This is a genomic window from Pseudomonas sp. MEJ108, from assembly GCF_030208985.1.
GTDB classification, from domain to species: Bacteria; Pseudomonadota; Gammaproteobacteria; order Pseudomonadales; family Pseudomonadaceae; genus Aquipseudomonas; species Aquipseudomonas fragariae.
On the sequence record NZ_JARVSW010000058.1, the window covers coordinates 1 to 19,343 of the forward strand.

The 19,343-nt window shown below is 57.9% G+C and carries 17 protein-coding genes and 1 pseudogene; 10 read left to right on the forward strand and 8 right to left on the reverse strand.

What is annotated here, in order from left to right; genetic code table 11:
- Nucleotides 1–377 precede the first annotated feature (377 nt).
- Complete coding sequence (locus QRN50_RS21940; RefSeq protein WP_011268745.1) at nucleotides 378–2,801, reverse strand: glucose/quinate/shikimate family membrane-bound PQQ-dependent dehydrogenase; 2,424 nt, start codon at nucleotides 2,799–2,801, stop codon at nucleotides 378–380.
- A 440-nt stretch (nucleotides 2,802–3,241) separates the two neighbouring features.
- Here QRN50_RS21940 and QRN50_RS21945 point away from each other — a divergent pair, with 440 nt between their 5' ends.
- Entirely contained in the window at nucleotides 3,242–3,469 is a 228-nt protein-coding gene (locus QRN50_RS21945; RefSeq protein WP_003405366.1) for a VF530 family protein, read from the forward strand.
- Between the two features lie 53 nt (nucleotides 3,470–3,522).
- Nucleotides 3,523–4,182, forward strand: coding sequence for a Pr6Pr family membrane protein (locus tag QRN50_RS21950; protein ID WP_011268743.1), 660 nt, complete (start codon nucleotides 3,523–3,525; stop codon nucleotides 4,180–4,182).
- Between the two features lie 15 nt (nucleotides 4,183–4,197).
- Here the strand turns inward: QRN50_RS21950 and QRN50_RS21955 are convergent, their stop codons facing one another.
- From QRN50_RS21955 to QRN50_RS21965, 3 genes are all read right to left on the reverse strand, one after another.
- On the reverse strand, nucleotides 4,198–4,965 hold the full coding sequence (locus QRN50_RS21955; protein WP_024660520.1) for a siderophore-interacting protein: 768 nt from the start codon (nucleotides 4,963–4,965) through the stop codon (nucleotides 4,198–4,200).
- Entirely contained in the window at nucleotides 4,962–5,552 is a 591-nt protein-coding gene (locus QRN50_RS21960) for a PadR family transcriptional regulator (RefSeq protein ID WP_003405381.1), read from the reverse strand. Before QRN50_RS21960 ends, QRN50_RS21955 begins: the two co-directional genes overlap by 4 nt.
- Before the next feature lie 87 nt (nucleotides 5,553–5,639).
- Nucleotides 5,640–8,759, reverse strand: coding sequence for a transglycosylase domain-containing protein (locus QRN50_RS21965; RefSeq protein ID WP_192873890.1), 3,120 nt, complete (start codon nucleotides 8,757–8,759; stop codon nucleotides 5,640–5,642).
- Nucleotides 8,760–9,118: 359 nt separating this feature from the next.
- On the opposite strand from QRN50_RS21965, the gene QRN50_RS21970 reads away from it, so the two are divergent.
- Nucleotides 9,119–10,021, forward strand: a complete 903-nt coding sequence (locus QRN50_RS21970) for a hypothetical protein (protein ID WP_032620500.1) — start codon at nucleotides 9,119–9,121, stop codon at nucleotides 10,019–10,021.
- A gap of 140 nt (nucleotides 10,022–10,161) precedes the next feature.
- Here the strand turns inward: QRN50_RS21970 and QRN50_RS21975 are convergent, their stop codons facing one another.
- Nucleotides 10,162–10,860: a hypothetical protein gene (locus tag QRN50_RS21975; protein ID WP_003405391.1), complete on the reverse strand. Its 699-nt coding sequence runs from the start codon at nucleotides 10,858–10,860 to the stop codon at nucleotides 10,162–10,164.
- Nucleotides 10,861–11,088: 228 nt separating this feature from the next.
- On the opposite strand from QRN50_RS21975, the pseudogene QRN50_RS21980 reads away from it, so the two are divergent.
- A pseudogene (locus tag QRN50_RS21980) lies at nucleotides 11,089–11,337 on the forward strand (hypothetical protein); the annotation flags it as partial.
- A 46-nt stretch (nucleotides 11,338–11,383) separates the two neighbouring features.
- Here QRN50_RS21980 and QRN50_RS21985 read toward each other — a convergent pair.
- On the reverse strand, nucleotides 11,384–12,049 hold the full coding sequence (locus tag QRN50_RS21985) for a hypothetical protein (protein ID WP_024640869.1): 666 nt from the start codon (nucleotides 12,047–12,049) through the stop codon (nucleotides 11,384–11,386).
- A gap of 110 nt (nucleotides 12,050–12,159) precedes the next feature.
- Nucleotides 12,160–13,290, reverse strand: coding sequence for an OpgC domain-containing protein (locus QRN50_RS21990; protein WP_024640870.1), 1,131 nt, complete (start codon nucleotides 13,288–13,290; stop codon nucleotides 12,160–12,162).
- A 293-nt stretch (nucleotides 13,291–13,583) separates the two neighbouring features.
- Here QRN50_RS21990 and QRN50_RS21995 point away from each other — a divergent pair, with 293 nt between their 5' ends.
- The 3 genes from QRN50_RS21995 (at nucleotide 13,584) to QRN50_RS22005 (ending at nucleotide 15,515) form a co-directional block, all read left to right on the forward strand.
- Nucleotides 13,584–13,865 carry a type B 50S ribosomal protein L31 gene (locus tag QRN50_RS21995; protein WP_011268736.1) on the forward strand — a complete coding sequence of 94 codons (282 nt, stop codon included), beginning with the start codon at nucleotides 13,584–13,586 and terminating at the stop codon, nucleotides 13,863–13,865.
- Nucleotides 13,866–14,016: 151 nt separating this feature from the next.
- A complete protein-coding gene (ddlA, locus tag QRN50_RS22000) occupies nucleotides 14,017–15,108 on the forward strand; it encodes a D-alanine--D-alanine ligase (protein WP_024660518.1) in 1,092 nt (363 codons plus the stop codon).
- Nucleotides 15,105–15,515, forward strand: a complete 411-nt coding sequence (locus tag QRN50_RS22005; RefSeq protein ID WP_058822665.1) for an NUDIX hydrolase — start codon at nucleotides 15,105–15,107, stop codon at nucleotides 15,513–15,515. The genes ddlA and QRN50_RS22005 overlap by 4 nt, the downstream gene beginning before the upstream one ends.
- A gap of 40 nt (nucleotides 15,516–15,555) precedes the next feature.
- On the opposite strand, the gene metR is transcribed toward QRN50_RS22005, so the two are convergent.
- Nucleotides 15,556–16,473: a transcriptional regulator MetR gene (gene metR, locus QRN50_RS22010; RefSeq protein WP_096127055.1), complete on the reverse strand. Its 918-nt coding sequence runs from the start codon at nucleotides 16,471–16,473 to the stop codon at nucleotides 15,556–15,558.
- A gap of 106 nt (nucleotides 16,474–16,579) precedes the next feature.
- Between metR and QRN50_RS22015 the strand changes: the two genes are divergently transcribed.
- The 3 genes from QRN50_RS22015 to QRN50_RS22025 all read left to right on the forward strand — a co-directional run bounded on the left by QRN50_RS22015 (nucleotide 16,580) and on the right by QRN50_RS22025 (nucleotide 19,145).
- The gene (locus tag QRN50_RS22015) at nucleotides 16,580–17,314 is read left to right on the forward strand and encodes a 5-methyltetrahydropteroyltriglutamate--homocysteine methyltransferase (protein ID WP_003405407.1); all 735 of its coding nucleotides are present in this window, start codon (nucleotides 16,580–16,582) and stop codon (nucleotides 17,312–17,314) included.
- Between the two features lie 123 nt (nucleotides 17,315–17,437).
- A complete protein-coding gene (locus QRN50_RS22020) occupies nucleotides 17,438–18,430 on the forward strand; it encodes an alpha/beta fold hydrolase (protein WP_096127057.1) in 993 nt (330 codons plus the stop codon).
- Between the two features lie 67 nt (nucleotides 18,431–18,497).
- Nucleotides 18,498–19,145, forward strand: coding sequence for a DsbA family oxidoreductase (locus QRN50_RS22025; RefSeq protein WP_096127054.1), 648 nt, complete (start codon nucleotides 18,498–18,500; stop codon nucleotides 19,143–19,145).
- Nucleotides 19,146–19,343 lie beyond the last annotated feature (198 nt).

A 19,343-nucleotide genomic window follows, 5' to 3' on the forward strand; every position in this document is an offset into this window, starting at 1 on the left:
TCGTGCCAATGCTCCGCGTTGGCATGCATTTCGTGACGCTCCGCGTCACAGATCTGCGCCGCGCCGCATATTCAAGAGAGGACGCAGAGCGTCCGGAACGGCATTCCCACGCAGAGCGTGCGGAACGATAGTCGTGTGAACCCTATCGTGCCAATGCTCCGCGTCACAGATCTGCGCTGCGCCGCACACTCAAGAGAGGACGCAGAGCGTCCGGAACGGCATTCCCACGCTGGAGCGTGCGCAACGATAATCGTCTGGGAGAGCGCACAGATCCGCAGCCCGGCCTGGTAGCTGGCGCCACTGAAATCAAGTTTCAGTGGCGACAAAAAAAAGCGGCTACCTCTCGGTAGCCGCTTTTCATTGACCTCAGCAACGCATTACTTAGGCAGTTTGAACGCCATCACGTAGTCACCCTGTTTGGTGCCCAGTGAGCCGTGACCGCCTGCAACGACCAGCACGTATTGCTGACCGTCCTTGCCGGTGTAGGTCATCGGGGTGGTTTGCGCACCTGCTGGCAGGCGGGCTTCCCACAACTGCTTGCCGTTACGCACGTCGTAAGCACGCAGGTACTGGTCAAGCGTAGCGCTCATGAACGCCAGGCCGCTGGCGGTGGTGAACGTACCACCCAGGCTTGGAACGCCCATGGTCAGCGGAAGCGGGATCGGCGAGCTGTCGCGCACGGTGCCGTTCTTGTGCATCCAGATGGTTTTTTGGGTGGTCAGGTCGACCGCCGCCACGTAACCCCATGCAGGTGCCTGGCAAGGCAGGCCCATCGGCGACAGCAGTGCTTCCAGGATCACACCATAAGGCGCGCCCTTGTTCGGCTGTACGCCTTCGGTTTCGCTCTTGCGGCCCGGGCCGCCTTCAACTTCGGCAGAAGGCACCAGCTTCGAACGGAAAGCCATGTAGTTAGGATTGACGAAGGCGATCTGACGCACCGGGTCGACGGAAATACCACCCCAGTCGAACACACCGAAGTTGCCCGGATAAACGATCGAACCCTGCAGCGAAGGCGGGGTGAACGGACCATCGTAGCGCAGCGACTTGAAGTCGATCCGGCACATCATCTGGTCAAACGGTGTCACGCCCCACATGTCGCGCTCTTTAAGGGGCGGCGGCATGAAGTTCAGGTCGGACTTGGGCTGGGTTGGCGAGGTGTGATCGCCCGCAACAGCGCCTTGCGGGACCGGCACTTCATTGATCGGCACGATCGGTTTGCCGGTGCTACGGTCCAGCACGTAGATGCTGCCCTGCTTGGTCGACGCCAGTACGGCGGGTTTGATGCCGTCAGCGGTTTTCATGTCCAGCAGGGTCGGCTGACCTCCGACGTCCATGTCCCACAGGTCGTGGTGAGTGAACTGGTAGTCCCAGCGCACGCGGCCGGTTGCGATGTCCAGTGCAACCAGGCCCGCGCTGTACTTCTCGGACTCTGGCGTACGGTCGCCGCCCCACTGGTCAGGCGTCTGGTTACCCATCGGCAGGTAGATCATGCCGAGCTTTTCATCGACGCTGAACATGGACCACATATTCGGCGAGTTGCGCGTGTAGATCTTGCCTTCGGCAATCGGCGCAGTTTCTTCCGGATTGCCGCTGTCCCAGTTCCACACCAGACGGCCAGTGTGTACGTCATAGGCGCGGATCACGCCGGACGGCTCGTCCATGGAAACGTTGTCAGTGACGTGGCCACCGATAATCACCAGGTCCTTGGTGACCGCCGGTGGCGACGTGGAGTAGTAGCCGCCCGGAGCGAAGGTGCCCATGTTGGCGGTCAGGTCAACCGAACCCTTGTTGCCGAAGTCTTCGCACATCTTGCCGGTGTCGGCGTTCAGCGCGATCAGACGGGTGTCGGCAGTCGGCAGGAAGATTCTGCGCGGGCAGGCAGCACTGGCAGTGGCCGTGCCGTCGGCAGCCGGGACCGTCGGGCTTTGCGCCGGGGCACTGGCGGCATAGGCAGCGTCGTCATGATAGGTGACGCCACGGCAGGTCATGTGCGCCCAACCCTTGAAGTTGGCAGCGTTCTGAGTGCTGAGCTTCGGATCGAAGCGCCAGATTTCCTTGCCCGAATCCGGGTCAAGGGCGATCACCTGACTGTGCGGCGTGCACACGTAGAGCATGCCGTTGACCTTGAGCGGCGTGTTCTCGGCAGTGGTTTCACCCGGGTCATTCGGCCCTGGAATGTCACCCGTGCGATAGGTCCAGGCCGGCTCCAGCTTGTTGACGTTTTCCGGCGTGATCTGCGCCAGTGGCGAGTAGCGGTCACCGAACGCGGTGCGGCCGTAGGACTGCCAGTCGCCGTCAGGCATCGCCGGGGCGGTGTTGGTCGTGCCAGCCGTCTCGCGATCCAGTTGGCCTTCGATACGACCCGGATTGGTGAACTGGCTTGCCAGTGCGGTCAGGCCGGCCAGCACCACAGCGATGCTCAGTGCACCGGTGCCCATGCGTGCCGGACCGTTGCGCAGTAGCGGCTCGCGGAACCATGGCAGCAGCAACACGATACCCAGGGCGAACCACAGCGCCAGGCGTGGCACCAATTGCCACCAGTCGAGGCCGACTTCCCACAACGACCAGACTGTGCTCGCGAACAGCAGCAGTGCATAAAGGCCCAGCGCAGCCGCACGACCGGTGATCAACAACACGCCAGTTACGGCGAAACCGATACCGGCCAGCAGGTAATACAACGAGCCATCCAGTTGCAGCAGTCGGGCGCCACCGACCAGCAACGCCAGCCCCATCAACAGGATCACCAGCCCGAGCAGGGTCGGTAACAGGCGATTTCTATTTGAAGCACTGTCAGTGCTCATAATGCGAATCTCCGCGAGAAGTAAGTAATTGACATCTTGTTTTAAGCATCGCCTGCCTTGGCGCCATTCCTTGAAGCTGCTTGTTGAGACGAATCGCCGACGGTGGAATTAAACCGTCAGGCAAAGCGCGGTTGCACGTTCGGTCGCGCGGTCATCGAGTCGTAGACCCTTGCCGCCCGAATTCGTGCATAGGCTTTTGTCCGAAGGAACATCTGCAGAAGGGGGAATCTTCAATCCTTAACCCGGCAATGATAGGGCGCTAACAATTTTTCTAAAAGCGAAAAACCTGACATGGATCATTGCGAGGCCGGCAATAGTGCTGCAGGCCGACTGTGTTTTATCAAGGCGTGGCGCTTACAATGGCAGACTTTCGGAACGCACCTGCGTACTCCGGAGATCCGTTCAGGTTCGTCTCTTCTTCATCCGTTTCAAGGCTCATCATGACAACACCTCACTCTGACCCGTTGCACGGCGTCACGCTGGAGCAGATCCTCAGCGCGCTGGTCGAACATTACGAATGGTCCGGCCTTGCCGAGCGCATCGATATTCGCTGCTTCAAAAGCGATCCGAGCATCAAGTCCAGTCTGACCTTCCTGCGCAAGACACCCTGGGCGCGGGAGAAGGTCGAAGCGCTGTATGTGAAGTTGCATCGCAGCAAGGGCTGGTAACAGACCCGCCAGAATAGCTTGGCACGGAGGCCGGCACTCAAGGATACCGATTGATGCTCAGCGAACATCCACCACCTGCGCAGGGACAGCGCTATTACGCCCTCGTGGCCGCTTGCCTCGGCTGGTCGGGACTGGTGATTCAGCTTTACCTGATCCTGATTGGCCGTTATGCCGATCACGCCAGTCTGCTGGGTGGGCTGGTACGCTTTTCAAGTTTCTTCACCGTACTGACCAACATGCTTGTAGCGGTCGCGCTGAGTTGCGCCCTGACGACACAGCAGTCGGCAGGCCACCGGTTCTTCCGGCATCCGGTGGTATGCGGCGGCATTGCGGTAAGCATCGCGCTGGTGGGCATCGCCTACAACATCCTGTTGCGCCACTTGTGGCACCCGGAAGGCTGGCAGTGGGTGGCCGACGAACTGCTGCACGACATAATGCCGCTGGCGTTCGTGATTTACTGGTGGCTGTACGTGCCCAAGGGCGCGCTGCGTCTGGGCCATGTAGCGCTCTGGGCGATCTATCCGATCGTCTACTTCGCCTATGTCCTGCTACGGGGCCACATGTTCGGTGATTACCTGTACCCGTTCATCGATGTCGGTACGATCGGTTTTCCGAAGGCATTCATCAACGCGCTGGGTGTACTGCTCGGTTTCGTGCTCATCGCATTGTTGTTGCTGGGCGTCGATAAACGGGCGTCTCGTCGCACGCTGTGAGTCGCCCGGTCCTGCTCATTCTTCAGTGCTGTCCAGCTTCCAGTAACCGGCAGCCTTGACGAATTCCTCTTCCAGGCCGAACTCGTCGAGCAGTACACGACGTAGCTTGCGTGACAGCGCGGATTCGGTCGCGACCCAGGCGTACAGCTTGCCCTCGGGCATCTCCAGGCGCCGCGTGACGTCCAGCAGATTCTGTTCGCCGCGTACAATCCAGATCACGTCGACCTGTGCGGCGCTGTCGAACACCTGCTGTTCCTGCGGGTTGGCCACCTCGACCACCACCAGCGCAGCGCGGTTGGCGGGCAGCGCTTCGAGGCGTCGGGCGATGGCGGGAATGGCTGTTTCGTCGCCGATCAGCAGGTAGCTGTCGAACATGTCCGGCACCACCATCGAACCCTTTGGCCCGGCGATGTGCAGGAATTGCCCGGGCGCTGCCTGAGCGGCCCAAGTGGTCGCCGGGCCTTCGCCATGCAGCACGAAATCGATATCCAGTTCCCCGGTTTTTTCGTCGTAGCGACGCGGCGTGTAATCGCGCATCGGCGGGCGCGGCGTGTCCTTGTCGCCGGCAGGGTTGAGGTTTTCCAGCGCGGCCTGTTGTTCTGCCGTCTGCGGGAAGAACAGTTTGACGTGGTCATCCGTGCCCAGGCTGATGAAACCCGCCAGCTCCGGCCCCTGCAAGGTAATGCGGCGCATCAGGGGGGTCAGTTCCGTGACCCGCACCACCTGCAGCTTGCGTCGCTTGATTTCATGCATGACACGATGGATTGACTGCTGTGAATTCATGCCGACTCCTCCGAGGCAGGTTGGGGCCCATCGACGACCGCCCTGGCCGTGCTGTTGAGCAGTTCGCTGACCCGCAGAATCTCTTCCGGGCTCCAGCGGCCATGGTGCATCTGCAGCGCGTGGCGCAGGTTGTGCACCGCTTCATGGATTTCCGGCGGACGATCATGGCCGCGCAGTGAGCGCTTGCTGACATCGATGCGCATGCGCACACCTTCCAGCGCCACGGCCTGATCTTCCAGGGATTGGCGACCCGCATCGGTGACGGTGTAGAGCTTCTTGCCGGCCTGGGCATCGCCGGCCACCATTTCGCTTTCTTCAAGGAATGTCAGGGTGGGGTAGATAACGCCGGGGCTGGGGCAGTACGCTCCCTCGAACAAACCTTCGATCTTGCGGATCAGGTCATAGCCGTGGGCGGGCTGTTCGGCGATCAACGCCAACAGCAGCAATTTCAGATCGCCAGGGGCGAAAACCCGTGGGCCACGTCCACCGCGTTCGCGGCCAGGACGTTTTTCAAAACCGTCGCGATCTTCACCTGCTTCACGAAGATGCGGCGGACGATGATGGGGTGGATGTTTATCTTCACGCATGTTTTTGCTCTCTGGTTACAAGTTAGATATAACTTAAGATATATCTTGTTGTGATCACAGAGCTGGCAGACGAGCGGTCATTGCCGCTCAGACACCTTTGGGCGCATCGGCGAGCGGGGCATTGCACATCGCCTGTCCGTGGTTTTCCAGGTAAGGCGTCAGGATCGGTGCCATGCCTTTGAGCACCTGCACTGGCAACGCCGAGGTGAAACGAAAGCCCTCGGCAGCGCGTCCCGGTACGAACGCCGTGAGCGCGCCAAAGTGGTTGTCGCCGATATAAAACACGAAAGTCGCCGTGCGGTTGATCGCCCTTGAGCTGAGAATGCGCCCGCCGGCACCGACGCTTTCGATCCTGTTGTCGCCGGTGCCGGTCTTGCCGCCCATCGCCAGCACACTGCCGTCCTGCATCTTGAACGTGCCTTGCACGCGTTTGGCCGTGCCGCCGTCCACCACTTGCGACAAGGCCTCGCGCATTGCCGCGGCGACTTCCGATGGCAACACACGCTTGCCCAGCTCCGGGTTGATGCTCAGTTGAGTGTCATAAGGCGTGTCGGCGGCAAAGTGCAGACTGTCGATGCGCACCGCAGGCAGGCGGATACCGTCGTTCTGGATGATGCCGATCAGCTCGGCAAGCGCCGCCGGACGGTCTCCCGAGCTGCCGATAGCCGTCGCCAGCGAAGGCACCAGATGGTCGAACGGATAACCCACGCGCTGCCAGCGTTGCTCGATGTCCAGAAACGCTTCGACCTCCATCATGGTCCGCACCCGGCTGTCGCGAGCGCCTTTGTGGCGACTCTTGAACAGCCAGCCATAGACTTCCTGACGTTCGTAACGACTGGCGGCCACCGCGTCCTTGAACTGTGCTTCCGGGTGCTTGAGCAGGTAGCCTACCAGCCACAGTTCCAGCGGATGGACGCGGGCGATGTAGCCTTGATCGGGCAGGTCATAAGTGCCCGGACCGTAACTCTGGTACAGATCGGCGAGACGTTTGTCGGTGAGTTTCGAGTTCGCCCTCGGCTCCTCCAGGTGGGCGCGGATGAACGCGTTGAATGCGCCCTGATCAGCGCCCGGCAACAGGTAACGGTGTACCGCAGCCAGGCGGATCGCCGTCGGGTGAATGCCGTCGAGGAAGGTGTCGAGCCGCTCCTGCGTGGTCTTTTCCTTGTAGCGTTTCCAGAAGCGCAGCAGGAATACCGTGCCTTCGCGGTCGGCAAACTGCGCCAGGTATTCCTGGCGGCGCGGGTTGTCATCATCCTTGAGCAGCTCGGCGCTGTTGTTGGGCGCCTGATAGGTGCTGTAGCGCACCACATCGCGCATCAGACGAATGAACGGCAGGTTGATCGACTCACGCAGCGACTCGCGCAGGGTCGGAATCCGCTCGTTGTCTTCGCGCCGGAAATTATTGAAACGGTGCATGCCGCCACCGGTGAAGAACGCTTCTGCGGGGCTGGCCGAATAGGTGCGGTCGAGTGCGGCCGAAAGCATCTTCGCCAGGTCACGGTCCTTGTTCAGCAGCAGATAATCCACCGCCCAACGGGTCAGCCGATCCGGTTCCTCGACCGGGACTTTGCGCAACTGCGCAGGGCTCAAGCCCGAATAGCGCCCATGCAACTCGGCGATGATCTCCAGATACGTCGTCAGCACGCGCATCTTCGCCGTCGAGCCCAGCTCCAGCTTGCTGCCTTCGTTGATATCGAACGGCTGATCGGTGCTGTCGGTCTGGACCCTGACCCGCGAGCCATCCACGCTGCGTTCAAACAGCGTGAAGCTGTAGCGCACCTGCGTTGTGCTGGCCGGGGTCAACAGGCGCTCGCCCATCAAACCGGTCTTTGCGGCAAACTCAGGGTTGGCCAGGTCACGCAGGTACTGGCTGACGCTGCGCTGCAATTCGCCATGCAGGGTGCTGGTGGCGGACAGGTCGAGACGGTCGAGGTCGTAAAGCGGGCGATTGAGCAGATTCGACAGGCGAGTGCGCGCGACACTGATGCCCTTATTGGTTTCGATGGGCTGCAGGGTCGGTTGCTGCGCCCAGTCGCGGTAGGTGACCTGGGCTGCCAGCGCGGCATCGGCCAGCGGTCGGTCGATGACGTTGGCCTGGGCCAGCAGGCGGATGTGGCTGTCGGTCAGCTCTGCCAATTCCTGGCGTCCCTTGGCCAGATAGTGCGACGGGCGACGTTGGGCGATTACCAGTGAGAGCACTTCACGCAGCGCCAGCGCCTTGTCGGCCAGCGCCTGTTTATTGCCCGGATTCGAAGCCAGTATCTCGTTGGTTTTACCGAAGTCTGCGCCGAACCACACCCGCAGTCCTTCGGCCAGACCATGCACCTCGCCATGCCCCGGCACCGCAGACAGCGGCACGCTGTTCAGGTAGTCACGCACCACTCGCTGGCGCACGGCGAGTGTCTCGGTCCCTGGCTGATAGGCGCGAACGCTGGCGGAAATCATCTGCCGCAGCTTTTCCGAACCCGACAGCGTCAGTCCGTCTGGGGAGTGACGGTATTTTTCCAGCTGAGTGGCCAGCGTGCTGCCCCCAGCCGACTGGCCGGGGAGGGCAAACATCTTCGCCAGTTGCGACCAGGCGGCTTTGACAAAACGTGGCCAGTCCACCGCAGGGTTGGCCATGGGCTGCTGCGGATCAAGCAGATCACGGTTTTCGATAAACAGCAGACTGTTCACCAGCATCGGCGGAATGGCGGCGAAGGTCGGATAAAACTGCTGTGGGTATCTGAACTCGTACAGCGGCTCGTTTCGGCAATCGGTGATCGACAGCCCGGCCTGGGTTTTTTCCTCGTAAGGCACGAAAAAACCATGCCGGACGTAACGCAACAGTTCCGGCGAAAACCGGGTCTGACGCGTAATCACATAATCGCGCTTGAGCAGGCGCGAGAGGAATTCATCCATGGATGAATAGCCCAGGCGCCGGTCGAACGGCCCGTCACCGGGATACACCACGTCATGACTAGGTCCGGACTGCATTGAATAACCCAGGCTCGCGGCAAAGCGGCTGAATTCCCGCGCCTGAAGCCTGGAGGTCCTGCTCTCCACCGCCACCGCCACGCCCAATGCAACCCCTGCCAACACCACCACGACCCAGAACACCCGCCATCCGTATCGCTTGCGACGCGGATATTTGGGCGTACGAGGATCATCCTCACGATCAGCGGATAGCGTCTCTTGCTTGCTATCGGAATGCCGAAATGCGCCCATAGTCGATTGTCCGGTCATCCTGTCAAAGCACCTGACCCAAGCTTAGACGCTGGATGGGATTGTGGGAGGGAATTGTCTGGTGGTTTTCGAGCCGCTCGGAGGGGCTGCTTAGACGAGCCTAGCCCGCGGGTTGCTTCTTCAGGCACCAAGCCTGATTGAAAGGGGATCGGTCATGGACAGGCGTTCGTGAAGCAGTTTTCAAACTGGCTTTTAGTTTTTAAAGTCTGATCAGTTATTTGTAAGACCTTTCCGATAATTGTTTCAAGCGCTTGATCTTGGAGGTAACAGTTGATTACGTCCGATTTTGTCAGTGGCAATGATGCCCTGGGTAATCAATCACTACTATCGAGATCAATAAAATGAAATACAAGAAGAGCAGGGCGGGTCGTACGTTTGTGTCCGGGCTATTATTGGCAATGTCTTGCCATGCAATGGCGCAAGTAGAGGTGGCACCAGTTATCACTGAACCGCCCATGCCGTCGGAGCAGACTGCACAAAACCAAAATCATTCGATTCCTGTGGTGCTGTCGGACAAGATTCATCAGATCAGTAATGTTCTGGAAAGCACAACGGCGGTCCATCAGTATGGATTCACTGCAGTACGCGGCCAGAATGTTTTGATTACGACGCCGGACAGAGACTATAACCAGAAATGGCGGCTTGAGTATCAGGTGGACGGCGGGCAATGGCAGTCCAAGCGTCACTCATCGGCAGAGAGAATCAAAGCGCTCAACCCTGGTTCGCAAGTCAATATACGTATCGTTGCAACTGACGGTGCCAAGTTTGATACGGCTGACTATAAAGTAGTATTTGGCTCTTTTCCTCATATGCAGTATGACTTGCACCATGAGAAAGGCTTCAGATTGATTCCGTATGGTTTTACCGATCCTCCTTTTTTGGCGACTCAAGCACTTACAAATGCCATGCTGGAAGCTACCTTTACAGACAGCAAAGCTTTTCCATTAGAGGGCGGGGTGCTAGACTTTTTTCTAGGTGTAGAAAGCGACGCTGGTGTGACGTATACCTCGGACAGTTCTGGGAAGATCATGCAGTTGATAACGTTCGGCCGATGTGAAGGCGGAAAGCTTGCTGATAACTTTACTCATTACAGCGAAAACGGAAGAGAAACTTGGAGTACACGCTATCAATCAAAATCCTACTGGGCTAAAAATGTGCTGCCGGAACAATTGGCTGACAAGCCGCACAAATATAATTTCGGTCATATTTGCAAGCGGTGGTTAACTAATTGGTCCAGGAATTGATCTAAGCTTAAATATTCTGCCTGGAAATATCCAGGCAGAATATTTTCCATTTCTGCAAGCAAGGCTGCCGCGCCTGACAAAAAATGCCTTTTCCTGTTGCTGAAAGATTAGGGCTCTGTAGAGTCCTAATCGTGTATAAATCAAGCGTGAATGTCAATTATGGACCTGTGCTCATCCTCACGCTTCGGCGCATTACGCTCCACTTGATAAAGAATCGTGTTGATGAAATTGCCGATGTGGTTGCGGCTGAATACCTGTCCGTAGTCAATAATCTTGCTGTAATTCTCCAGGTTAAGCGTGTGGCGGTTGTCAAGCTTTTCCGTATATTGGTCTACGAGTTCCATGACGCTTTTAGCATTCTTTCGTAGGTCGTCTTTCAGTGACTGGCGCTCGTTCAACTTCTCGGTCAGGTAGGTGAATTCTGCGGGGGTGAGTACACCGTCGGGATCTGTAACCTGAATGGCCTCGTTGAAACCCAGTGTGAAACCAAAATGCTTATTTGACAGCTCCAAATTTAAATAAGGAAGCTGTTGTTTGAATTCGTGGTAATTGTCGAACATGCGGCACATTTCTGCGTTCGATGTTTTAATTAGCTCCTTCAGGTATTTGTCTCTAAGGTCATCAATATCTTCTTTGGGAAGCCTCTTGTAGAATGATGCGATTTCACCTCTTGAGTTTTTTGTTAGCCACGGAGAGTCCTCATAGCGGTAGAATTCTTCATTAGGGTTGCGTTGTTTTTCGACCGTTTGAGCATCTTTTTCTGGGCGTGCCTCTAGTGAGGTTATTTGGCGGGGAAATGGCTGCTTATAAATAGTGTTGGTAGGGGAGTTGATGTTCATTTTGAAACGCCCTTCGCTGTTGGTGACAACTCTCTAACGGCATTGCGCTGAAAAACTTTTCCTGTTTGTTGCGTAGGACTTTTCCTAGAATGCAGATGGGATAGTTTTTTGTAGGAGGTTTCTGTATTTTCAGCGCGAAGGGTTGACTAATTGATTCAATATCTATTGCGTCGATGTTGTCAGTAGCAACCTGCCTCTGCATAATTTTTGAGAATACCTATGGGCATGATTGCAATAAGCGACTCCAACGGCTATGCCTCTCAGTGTATCGAGTTCGGACGCTGCTGCGGAGGCTTGGAGGCCCAAGACTTTGTGCACAAAAAAAGATGTTTTAATACATGACGGAGTTACTACAAAATTGCTGGTTATATCGTGCATATTTTTTCGTTGGGGCCAATGACAGCGACCCCTCGTATCGTCTTTATGGGGCATATTTGCACACAAACCGTTGTACGAGCTGTTGCTCCTCGCGGTTAACGTCTAACTCAGCCTGGCGAATCATTTGTCTCGCCAGACTGATGTTTCATACCGCCAACGAAATATACGAGAAGTCCCGTTTTTCAGCATTACTTTGAACTTGATTTATCCATTCGTCCTGCATTTTTTGTACGCTGGTGTTCATGATCTTGCCATAGTCGATCACGTCTTGAAAATTACTGATATCCAGCTTATATCGGCCGCCAAATGTTTCATGGTCGTGGTCCACCAGGGTCATGATGGTCTTTGCATGATGTTGTATTTGCTCCTTGAGTTCTCTGAACTCGTTGATGGCGTGGGTAAGAACTGATGTGTCGTTTGCAGTCAGGCTGTTATCGTAGTCAATTATCTTGATGGATGCACTTTCGGTCAGTGTGAAGCCAAAGTTTTTACGTGCAATGTCGGGGTGGGTTTCTTGCAGTTCTTTTCGAAAGCTATCATAGGTGACATTTACCAGCGCAAGCTCCAGCACGTCGAGTCTCTTTTTGTGAGCTACGTAGTCAAGCCTGTTTGTGATGTGTTCGTTGATCGACTCCAATAACCACGGCTCTTTCTGATCGTCATAGAATACATTTTTTTCTGTCGCTTTTTCGTCAGATGCAATGGCCTCTTGAAGACTGATGTCTTCTGTCGGATCAACGTTCTTAACACCGGTTACCAACGCGGACTGTTGCGGGATGTTTGCCGGATTTGGAATTCCATTTATGTTCAAAGCATTGCCCTCTCTTTGGTCTCATACCGAATAGCGGCCAGTTCCTGAAAAACTTGGCCTGACAAACCAGTAGGAAATCTCCGAGAGGGCATGCAAACGTGACGCTGTTCTCAAGTTGGCAACAGGTGTGGCGATGTCCCCAGGCGTTTATTCAACTCCAGCCCATTGGCCATCAGCATCATTAACCCCAACCCGACAATCGCCGTGGTCACTTGCATGGGCCATGTATCGCCTGCCAGTGCATTGGCCATGTCTGCCAGTGGCGCGAGCAGGACGCCCAGGCAAAAGACTTCCAGTGAATAGCGGCCCATGCGACAGGTCTGGCGCGCGGGCCAGTTTTCCAGCCAGGTGCTTGAGGTTGGCAGCAGTCGGGCGACGACGTAGACCAGGGCAAGGAAGTGCAGTAACCGGACGGGCGCAAGGTCGGTCTTGCTGATCGGGTAAAGGCTTTCAAGGTGCAGGCTGGAGACCAGCGCGGCGTGCAGCCCGGGCCATTTTTCGCTGAAGGTCAGGATGCATGCGATCAGCACGTAGATGGCGGCCAGCATGAACAAGGGTTGCTGGCGCAACGGAGGGCGCTCAGCTGTCGTGGCTGTTTCGCTGCGCAACGCGCACGCACCGCCGAGCACGAACAGCAGCTGCCAGGCCACCGGGTTGAAGTACCAGACACCGCCGCCTTCGTAGGCGCGCAGGTTCCAGCCCAGTAACGGCACCATCAGGTACAGGGCAATCGACAGGCCGACTGCCACTTCGAGTTTGCGCAGCATCAGTGGCAAGGTCAGCGGCAAAGTCAGCAACAGCACGATATACAGCGGCAACGGGTCGGTCAGGTTGGGTTTGAAGCGCAGCAGCAGTTCATCGGCCAATGCCTGTTGCGGGTTGCCGACAAAGTATTCAAGGCCCATCTGCTGGACCATGTCGCGCGTCTCGACGTGGTTGTTGGCGACGAAGACGATGCCCATCAGCAGGGTCAGCAGAAAGATATGCACCACATACAGCACCCAGGTCCGGCGCAGGATTCGCACGCCAGCCACCAGCATGCCGTCACGTCGGGCGATCCGTCCGTAGGCCAGGATCGACGCGTAACCGGCGAGGAAAACGAAGATTTCCGCTGCGTCGCTGAAGCCGAAGTTGCGTACGGTCAGTTGCGCCAGGGGATTGTCCGGCACGTGATCCCAGAAGATGAAGATCAGCGCCAGGCCGCGAAAGAAGTCGATTCGATGATCGCGTCCGTTATTCATAACGGTGGACTCTTGAAAGTGCGAATGAGTAAAGATAGGCCACAGAGGCTCAGGTTCCTGGCCGGCGACCAGTGACGTTCGGCGGCGCGGCAGGGTGCCGCTAATCGAGGGCAATTGCAAAGGCGCGCTATTACAGAATGTCTCTGGCTCAAGCGGCCCGGCGACTTTACGCCGACAGCGGCACCGTGTGCGTGTTCGATCAACCTCACCAATGATGGCAATCAACAGCAGTCATTCTCATCTTCCGTTATGTTACTGTATAACTATTCCATCAACTCACCGGAGAGATCACGATGAAACCCGATATCCATCCTCAATACCGCACCGTGCTGTTCCACGACACCGCTGCCGACGCCTACTTTCTGATCGGTTCGACCGTAGACACGGACCGCACGCAACAGCACACCGACGGCACTACCTATCCTTATGTTGCGCTCGACGTTTCCAGTGCCTCGCACCCGATGTACACCGGGCAGCAGCGCAAGGCCACCACCGAAGGCCGGATCGCGGGTTTCAACAAGCGTTTCGCCACCTTTGGCTCTGCTGGCAAGAAAGAAACCGCAGCCGCTCAATGAGTGGTTTGACCTCCCGGTCGTGGGCATTTCGCATGGATTGCCCACGACCGGGATTTTTTTGTCTGAATTTCAGGCCAACGGCCAATCATCTACTGGACTAACAGCCGACATTGCTTTTATCTTCGCGGCCTGAAAAACAGGAGTAACCGCTTTGAAAAAGTCAGTCGCCATCGTTTTCGGTGGGCAATCCAGCGAGCATGAGGTTTCGTTGCAGTCGGCACGCAACGTGATCAATGCGATTGATCGTGAACGCTATGCGCTGACCCTGATCGGCGTCGACAAGCTGGGCCGCTGGCTGCATTTCGACGAAGCCGATTACCTGCTTAATGCCACTGATCCTGCACGGATCAAACTAAGCGCATCAGGCAAGCCATTGTCCTTGCTGCCGGGCAGTATCGGCGGGCAGTTTGTCGACGTCGAGTCAGGCCAGCCACTGGCAGCCATCGATGTGGTATTCCCGCTGATCCACGGCGCTTTTGGTGAAGACGGCGCGTTGCAGGGTCTGCTGCGCATGCTGGCCGTGCCTTTTGTCGGCGCCGATGTGCTGTCCTCTGCGGCCTGCATGGACAAGGACGTGACCAAGCGTCTGCTGCGCGATGCGGGCATTGCCGTCGCGCCGTTCAGGGTCCTGTCGCGTGGAGAGAGCCTTTCTTTCACGGAGGCTGCCGACCAGTTGGGGCTGCCGATGTTCGTCAAGCCGGCCAACCAGGGTTCATCGGTGGGCGTGAGCAAGGTGTCTGACGAGGCCGGTTTCGCGGCAGCACTGGCGCTGGGTTTCGAGTTCGATCACAAGCTGCTGATCGAGCAGGGCATCGTTGGCCGGGAAGTGGAGTGCGCGGTATTGGGTAACTTCGATGCGCAGGTCAGTGTCTGTGGCGAAGTGATTGCCAACGATGAATTCTATGCCTACGACACCAAGTACCTGAATGGCGATCAGGCACGCATCGCCATTCCCGCCGAGCTGCCCGCCGATCTGAGTGATCAGGTGCGTGACGTCGCGTTGCAGGCGTACAAGGTGCTGGGCTGCGCAGGGCTCTCGCGGGTCGATTTCTTCGTCACCGAAGGGCGCGACATCATCATCAACGAGGTCAACACGCTGCCGGGCTTCACCTCGATCAGCATGTACCCCAAGCTCTGGCAGGCCAGCGGTCTGTCGTATGCCGAACTGATCCATCGCCTGATCGTTCTGGCGCTGGAACGGGCTGATCAGGCGCGGCTGCTGAAAACGGAGATCTTTCCATGAAGATCATCCGCATCGCGGCGGCGCTGCTGATCGGTGCAGATGGCCGGACCCTGCTGGTGCGCAAGCGCGGTACCCAGGCCTTCATGCAGCCGGGCGGCAAGATCGAGCCCGGTGAACCGGCAGCGCAAGCCTTGGCCAGAGAACTCGAAGAAGAGCTCGGGCTTATCGTCGATCCGGCGCAGGCGGTGTTTCTCGGTGAGTTCACGGCCCCCGCCGCCAACGAGCCCGGTTTCGAGGTCAACTGTCAGTTGTATGAGGTCAGGACCAGCGCTCAGGCAGTGCCTGCCGCCGAGATCGAGGAAGTACTGTGGGTTGACGCGGACAGTCATGCGGGTTTGCAACTGGCCCCGTTGACCCGCGATCTGATCCTGCCGCTCTATCTGAAGCGGCAGGCAGCACGCGGCTGAACGGCGCAGTCGTCCTGCATCGTGGTGCAGGACGGCACTGTCAGCGAACCACACTTACCCCGTCCAGCGTCGAGAACGAGGTGTCCTTGGCGGTCAGCAGGAAATCGCGCATGTACGGTGCGTCGAGCATGTCGGCGCGGATACCGGCATAGAGCGTCGCAAACAGTCCTTTCTCGCCCAACCGCTTGGCCTTCACATAGCCGCGTGAGCTGTATTCATGCAGCGCCCAGTGCGGCATGCCGCAGACCCCGCGCCCGCTGGCGACCAGTTGCATCATCATCACCGTCAACTCTGATGTTCGTACCTGTGCCGGTTCGATGTCGGCGGGTTCCAGAAAGCGCGTGAAGATGTCCAGCCGGTCGCGTTCCACCGGGTAAGTGATCAGCGTTTCAGTCAGCAAGTCTTCCGGGACGATGTAGGGCCTGGTTGCCAATGCATGTTGATTGGCCACCGCCAGCATCGCTTCATAGGTGAATAGCGGCACGTAGGTGATGCCCGGCAATTCCAGCGGGTCGGAGGTCACCACCAGGTCCAGATCGCCACGCGCCAGGGCAGGCAAGGGCGCGAACGAGAAACCGGAAGACAGGTCCAGTTCGACCTCGGGCCAGGCATCGCGGAACTGGTCGATGGTCGGCATCAGCCACTGAAAACAGCTGTGGCACTCGATTGCCATGTGCAGGCGTCCCGCCGTACCACCGGCCAGTCGGGCGATGTCGCGCTCGGCACTGCGCAGTTGCGGCAGGATGGAGTCGGCCAGTTGCAGCAGGCGCAAACCGGCGCTGGTAAAGCGCACCGGTTTGGTCTTGCGTACAAACAGCGGCATGCCCATGCGCTCTTCCAGTTCCTTCAACTGATGGGACAGCGCCGACTGCGTCAAATGCAGGCGCTCGGCTGCCTCCACAAGGCTGTCGGCCTCGCGCAGGGCATGCAGGGTTTTGAGGTGGCGTATTTCAAGCACGGTCAGTGCTCCATGAGCAGTATTTGTGATCAACACGAAAAAAATGAGTTTGTCTCATGTTGTGTCAGCTGTCGACAATAGCCCCATCTTTTATGGAGGACGCATCGTGGCCCTGACTCAACACCCGGACTATTTTCACATTGGCGCAGACCGTGAACTGCAGCACGCTCTGCAGGCTTTCTGGAAACAGGATCAGGGTGTTACGACCACGGGCGCCGAATTGCGCACCTGGTTGATGGCGCGTTACCCGCAGCAGGTGCCACACCTGAAACGCGACCAGCGTTTTCAGCCCGATTGGGCGTCTTTGCTGGCGAGCGTCGCTGAAGCAGGCGAACAAGGCCGCAAACCTGCATTGATCGGTCCTCTGACACTGCTCTGGCTAAGTGACGTTCAGGGTGACGAGGTAGATCGCCTCGACCTGCTGGAGCATCTGCTGCCGGTGTATGGCGAGATCTTCGGGCGTCTGGCTGCGCGCGGTGTCGAGTGGATTCAGATCGACGAACCGATCCTCGCGCTCGACCTGCCGCTGGCATGGAGCAACGCCTTCGAACGTGCCTATCACATTCTTCAGTATTCGCCGTTGAAGAAGCTCATCGGCCTCTATCACGGTGACCTGCGGCCCAACCTGGGTGTCGCGGCCTTGCTGCCGGTTGCAGGGTTGCATCTGGACAGCGTGACCGAACCGGAGCTGCTGGCCCCGGTGTTTGATCGTCTGCCGGTTTACAAGGTTCTGTCTCTGGGCGAGTGCGATACGCATTCGAACTGGCATCAGGAATCGTTGCTCGAAGCGCGCGCCCGTTTTGGGGAAAACCTGATGGTGGCGGATCAGGTCGCTGCGTAATGTAATACCCGATTAACGACCGCTCAGCGCCATTCATCAAACTGTCACGCAAGTGTGGCAGCGCGCTTGGAAAAACATCATCAGACTCGCGGCCTACTGGGGTTCTGTTTTTTGGTGTTTTTCATGCGGGTTTTAATTTTTCTGGCCGCGCTTCTGTGCGGCTTGCCGTCTTTTGCGGCCGATCGTTGTGATACCGATGTTCCTGTACAGATGGCCAACCTCAAGGATGTGCGGATTGCCTACCAGAGTATTGGCAGCGAGTCCGACCCTGCCTTGCTGTTGGTGATGGGGCTGGGTGGGCAGTTGATTCACTGGCCGGATGAGGTCGTGGTCGCGTTGTGTCAGCAGGGCTATCGGGTGATTCGTTACGACAATCGCGATGTGGGTCTGTCTTCGTGGGTGCAACAGCCAGCGGACGCCAATCTGACGTTCGAAGTGCTGCGTTACAAACTTGGCCTGCCTGTCTCGGCACCCTATTCGTTGACTGATATGGCCGACGATGCACTGGGTCTGATGGATGCATTGCAGATTCGCCAGTTTCACGTGTTGGGCGCGAGCATGGGCGGCATGATCGCTCAGCATCTGGCCGATCTGGCGCCGTCGCGGGTCGAAAGCCTGACGCTGATCATGACCAGTTCCGGTGCGCAGGGTTTGCCTATGCCCAGTACCGCGCTGATGCAACTGTTGGCGCGGCGCGGCGCGCCCAATCGGGAAGTGGCGATCGAGCAACAGGCCGATCTGCTTGCCGCGCTGGGCAGCCCGCAGGTCAAGGACGATCGCCAGCAATTGCTGCATCAGGCGGCTGTTTCCTATGACCGGGCGTTCAATCCCGAGGGTGTGAAGCGCCAGATCATGGCGATTCTGGCCGAGCCCAGCCGCGTGGAACTGCTGAACCGTCTGCGTCTGCCGGTACTGGTGGTTCATGGCACGGCTGACCCGCTGCTGCCGGTCATGCATGGTGTGCATGTGGCCGCGCACATTCAGGGCAGCCAGCTGCGCCTGATTCCGGGGCTGGCGCACCGTTTTCAGGAGGCCTTCAAGGCCCCGTTGCTCGGTGCAGTGCTGCCGTACCTGAAGGCTCAGCATGAAGACGGTCGCAGCCTGGCTCAGTTGTAAGCCGGCCCGGTTGTCAGGCATGGGCAGAGGTGTATCGTGTGACCTTTGCTTACCGAAAAGGGCCGACATGACAACTGCACTGAAGATCGACTTCATCTCCGATGTTTCCTGCCCCTGGTGCGTCATTGGTCTGCGCGCGCTGGATCAGGCGCTGGAGGCACTTGGGGATGAGGTGCAAGCGCACATTCACTTCCAGCCTTTCGAGCTGAACCCGAACATGCCTGCCGAAGGGCAGGACATCAAAGAACACATCGCCGAAAAGTACGGCTCCACGCCGGAACAGATCGAAGGTATTCACGAAACCATCCGTGAACGCGGTGCTGAACTCGGCTTCACCTTTGCCAGCGGCGAGCGGCGTATCTACAACACGTTCGATGCCCATCGCCTGCTGCACTGGGCCGAACAGCAAGGCAAGCAGCACGCGTTGAAGCCGGCGCTGTTCGAGGCGTATTTCAGCGACCTGAAAGACCCGTCCGATCACCAGACTCTGGCAGCTGTGGCGCAGAAGGTCGGCCTGGACCGTCTGCGTGCTCAGGCCATCCTGGGCAGTGACGAATACACCGCCGAGGTTCGCGAGGCCGAGCAGCTCTGGACGTCTCGCGGTATCACCTCCGTGCCGACCATGGTCTTCAACGACCAGTATGCCGTCTCGGGCGGTCAGCCGGTCGAGGTATTCGTCAGCGCGATTCGCCAGATTGTCGGTGAATCGCAGTAACGTGCTGCCTGTGCAGGATAGGACGCAGAGCGTCCGGAAAGGCATGCCCAAGCGGAGCATGGGCACGATCGGTGTCTTGAGGACGCCTATCGTTCCGCACGCTCCGGCATAGTGGCGTGTGGACGCCTATCGTTCCGCACGCTCCAGTGGACTGCCCCCAAGAAGTTGGACACCAATCCGACCTAATGGGGGTGTTCA

What these genes read in the sequence shown, in the direction of transcription:
- QRN50_RS21940 (WP_011268745.1), bottom strand. Translation starts at nt 2,801, where the DNA reads ATGAGCACTGACAGTGCTTCAAATAGAAATCGCCTGTTACCGACCCTG.
- QRN50_RS21945 (WP_003405366.1), top strand. Translation starts at nt 3,242, where the DNA reads ATGACAACACCTCACTCTGACCCGTTGCACGGCGTCACGCTGGAGCAG.
- QRN50_RS21950 (WP_011268743.1), top strand. Translation starts at nt 3,523, where the DNA reads ATGCTCAGCGAACATCCACCACCTGCGCAGGGACAGCGCTATTACGCC.
- QRN50_RS21955 (WP_024660520.1), bottom strand. Translation starts at nt 4,965, where the DNA reads ATGAATTCACAGCAGTCAATCCATCGTGTCATGCATGAAATCAAGCGA.
- QRN50_RS21960 (WP_003405381.1), bottom strand. Translation starts at nt 5,552, where the DNA reads ATGCGTGAAGATAAACATCCACCCCATCATCGTCCGCCGCATCTTCGT.
- QRN50_RS21965 (WP_192873890.1), bottom strand. Translation starts at nt 8,759, where the DNA reads ATGGGCGCATTTCGGCATTCCGATAGCAAGCAAGAGACGCTATCCGCT.
- QRN50_RS21970 (WP_032620500.1), top strand. Translation starts at nt 9,119, where the DNA reads ATGAAATACAAGAAGAGCAGGGCGGGTCGTACGTTTGTGTCCGGGCTA.
- QRN50_RS21975 (WP_003405391.1), bottom strand. Translation starts at nt 10,860, where the DNA reads ATGAACATCAACTCCCCTACCAACACTATTTATAAGCAGCCATTTCCC.
- QRN50_RS21990 (WP_024640870.1), bottom strand. Translation starts at nt 13,290, where the DNA reads ATGAATAACGGACGCGATCATCGAATCGACTTCTTTCGCGGCCTGGCG.
- QRN50_RS21995 (WP_011268736.1), top strand. Translation starts at nt 13,584, where the DNA reads ATGAAACCCGATATCCATCCTCAATACCGCACCGTGCTGTTCCACGAC.
- QRN50_RS22005 (WP_058822665.1), top strand. Translation starts at nt 15,105, where the DNA reads ATGAAGATCATCCGCATCGCGGCGGCGCTGCTGATCGGTGCAGATGGC.
- QRN50_RS22020 (WP_096127057.1), top strand. Translation starts at nt 17,438, where the DNA reads ATGCGGGTTTTAATTTTTCTGGCCGCGCTTCTGTGCGGCTTGCCGTCT.
- QRN50_RS22025 (WP_096127054.1), top strand. Translation starts at nt 18,498, where the DNA reads ATGACAACTGCACTGAAGATCGACTTCATCTCCGATGTTTCCTGCCCC.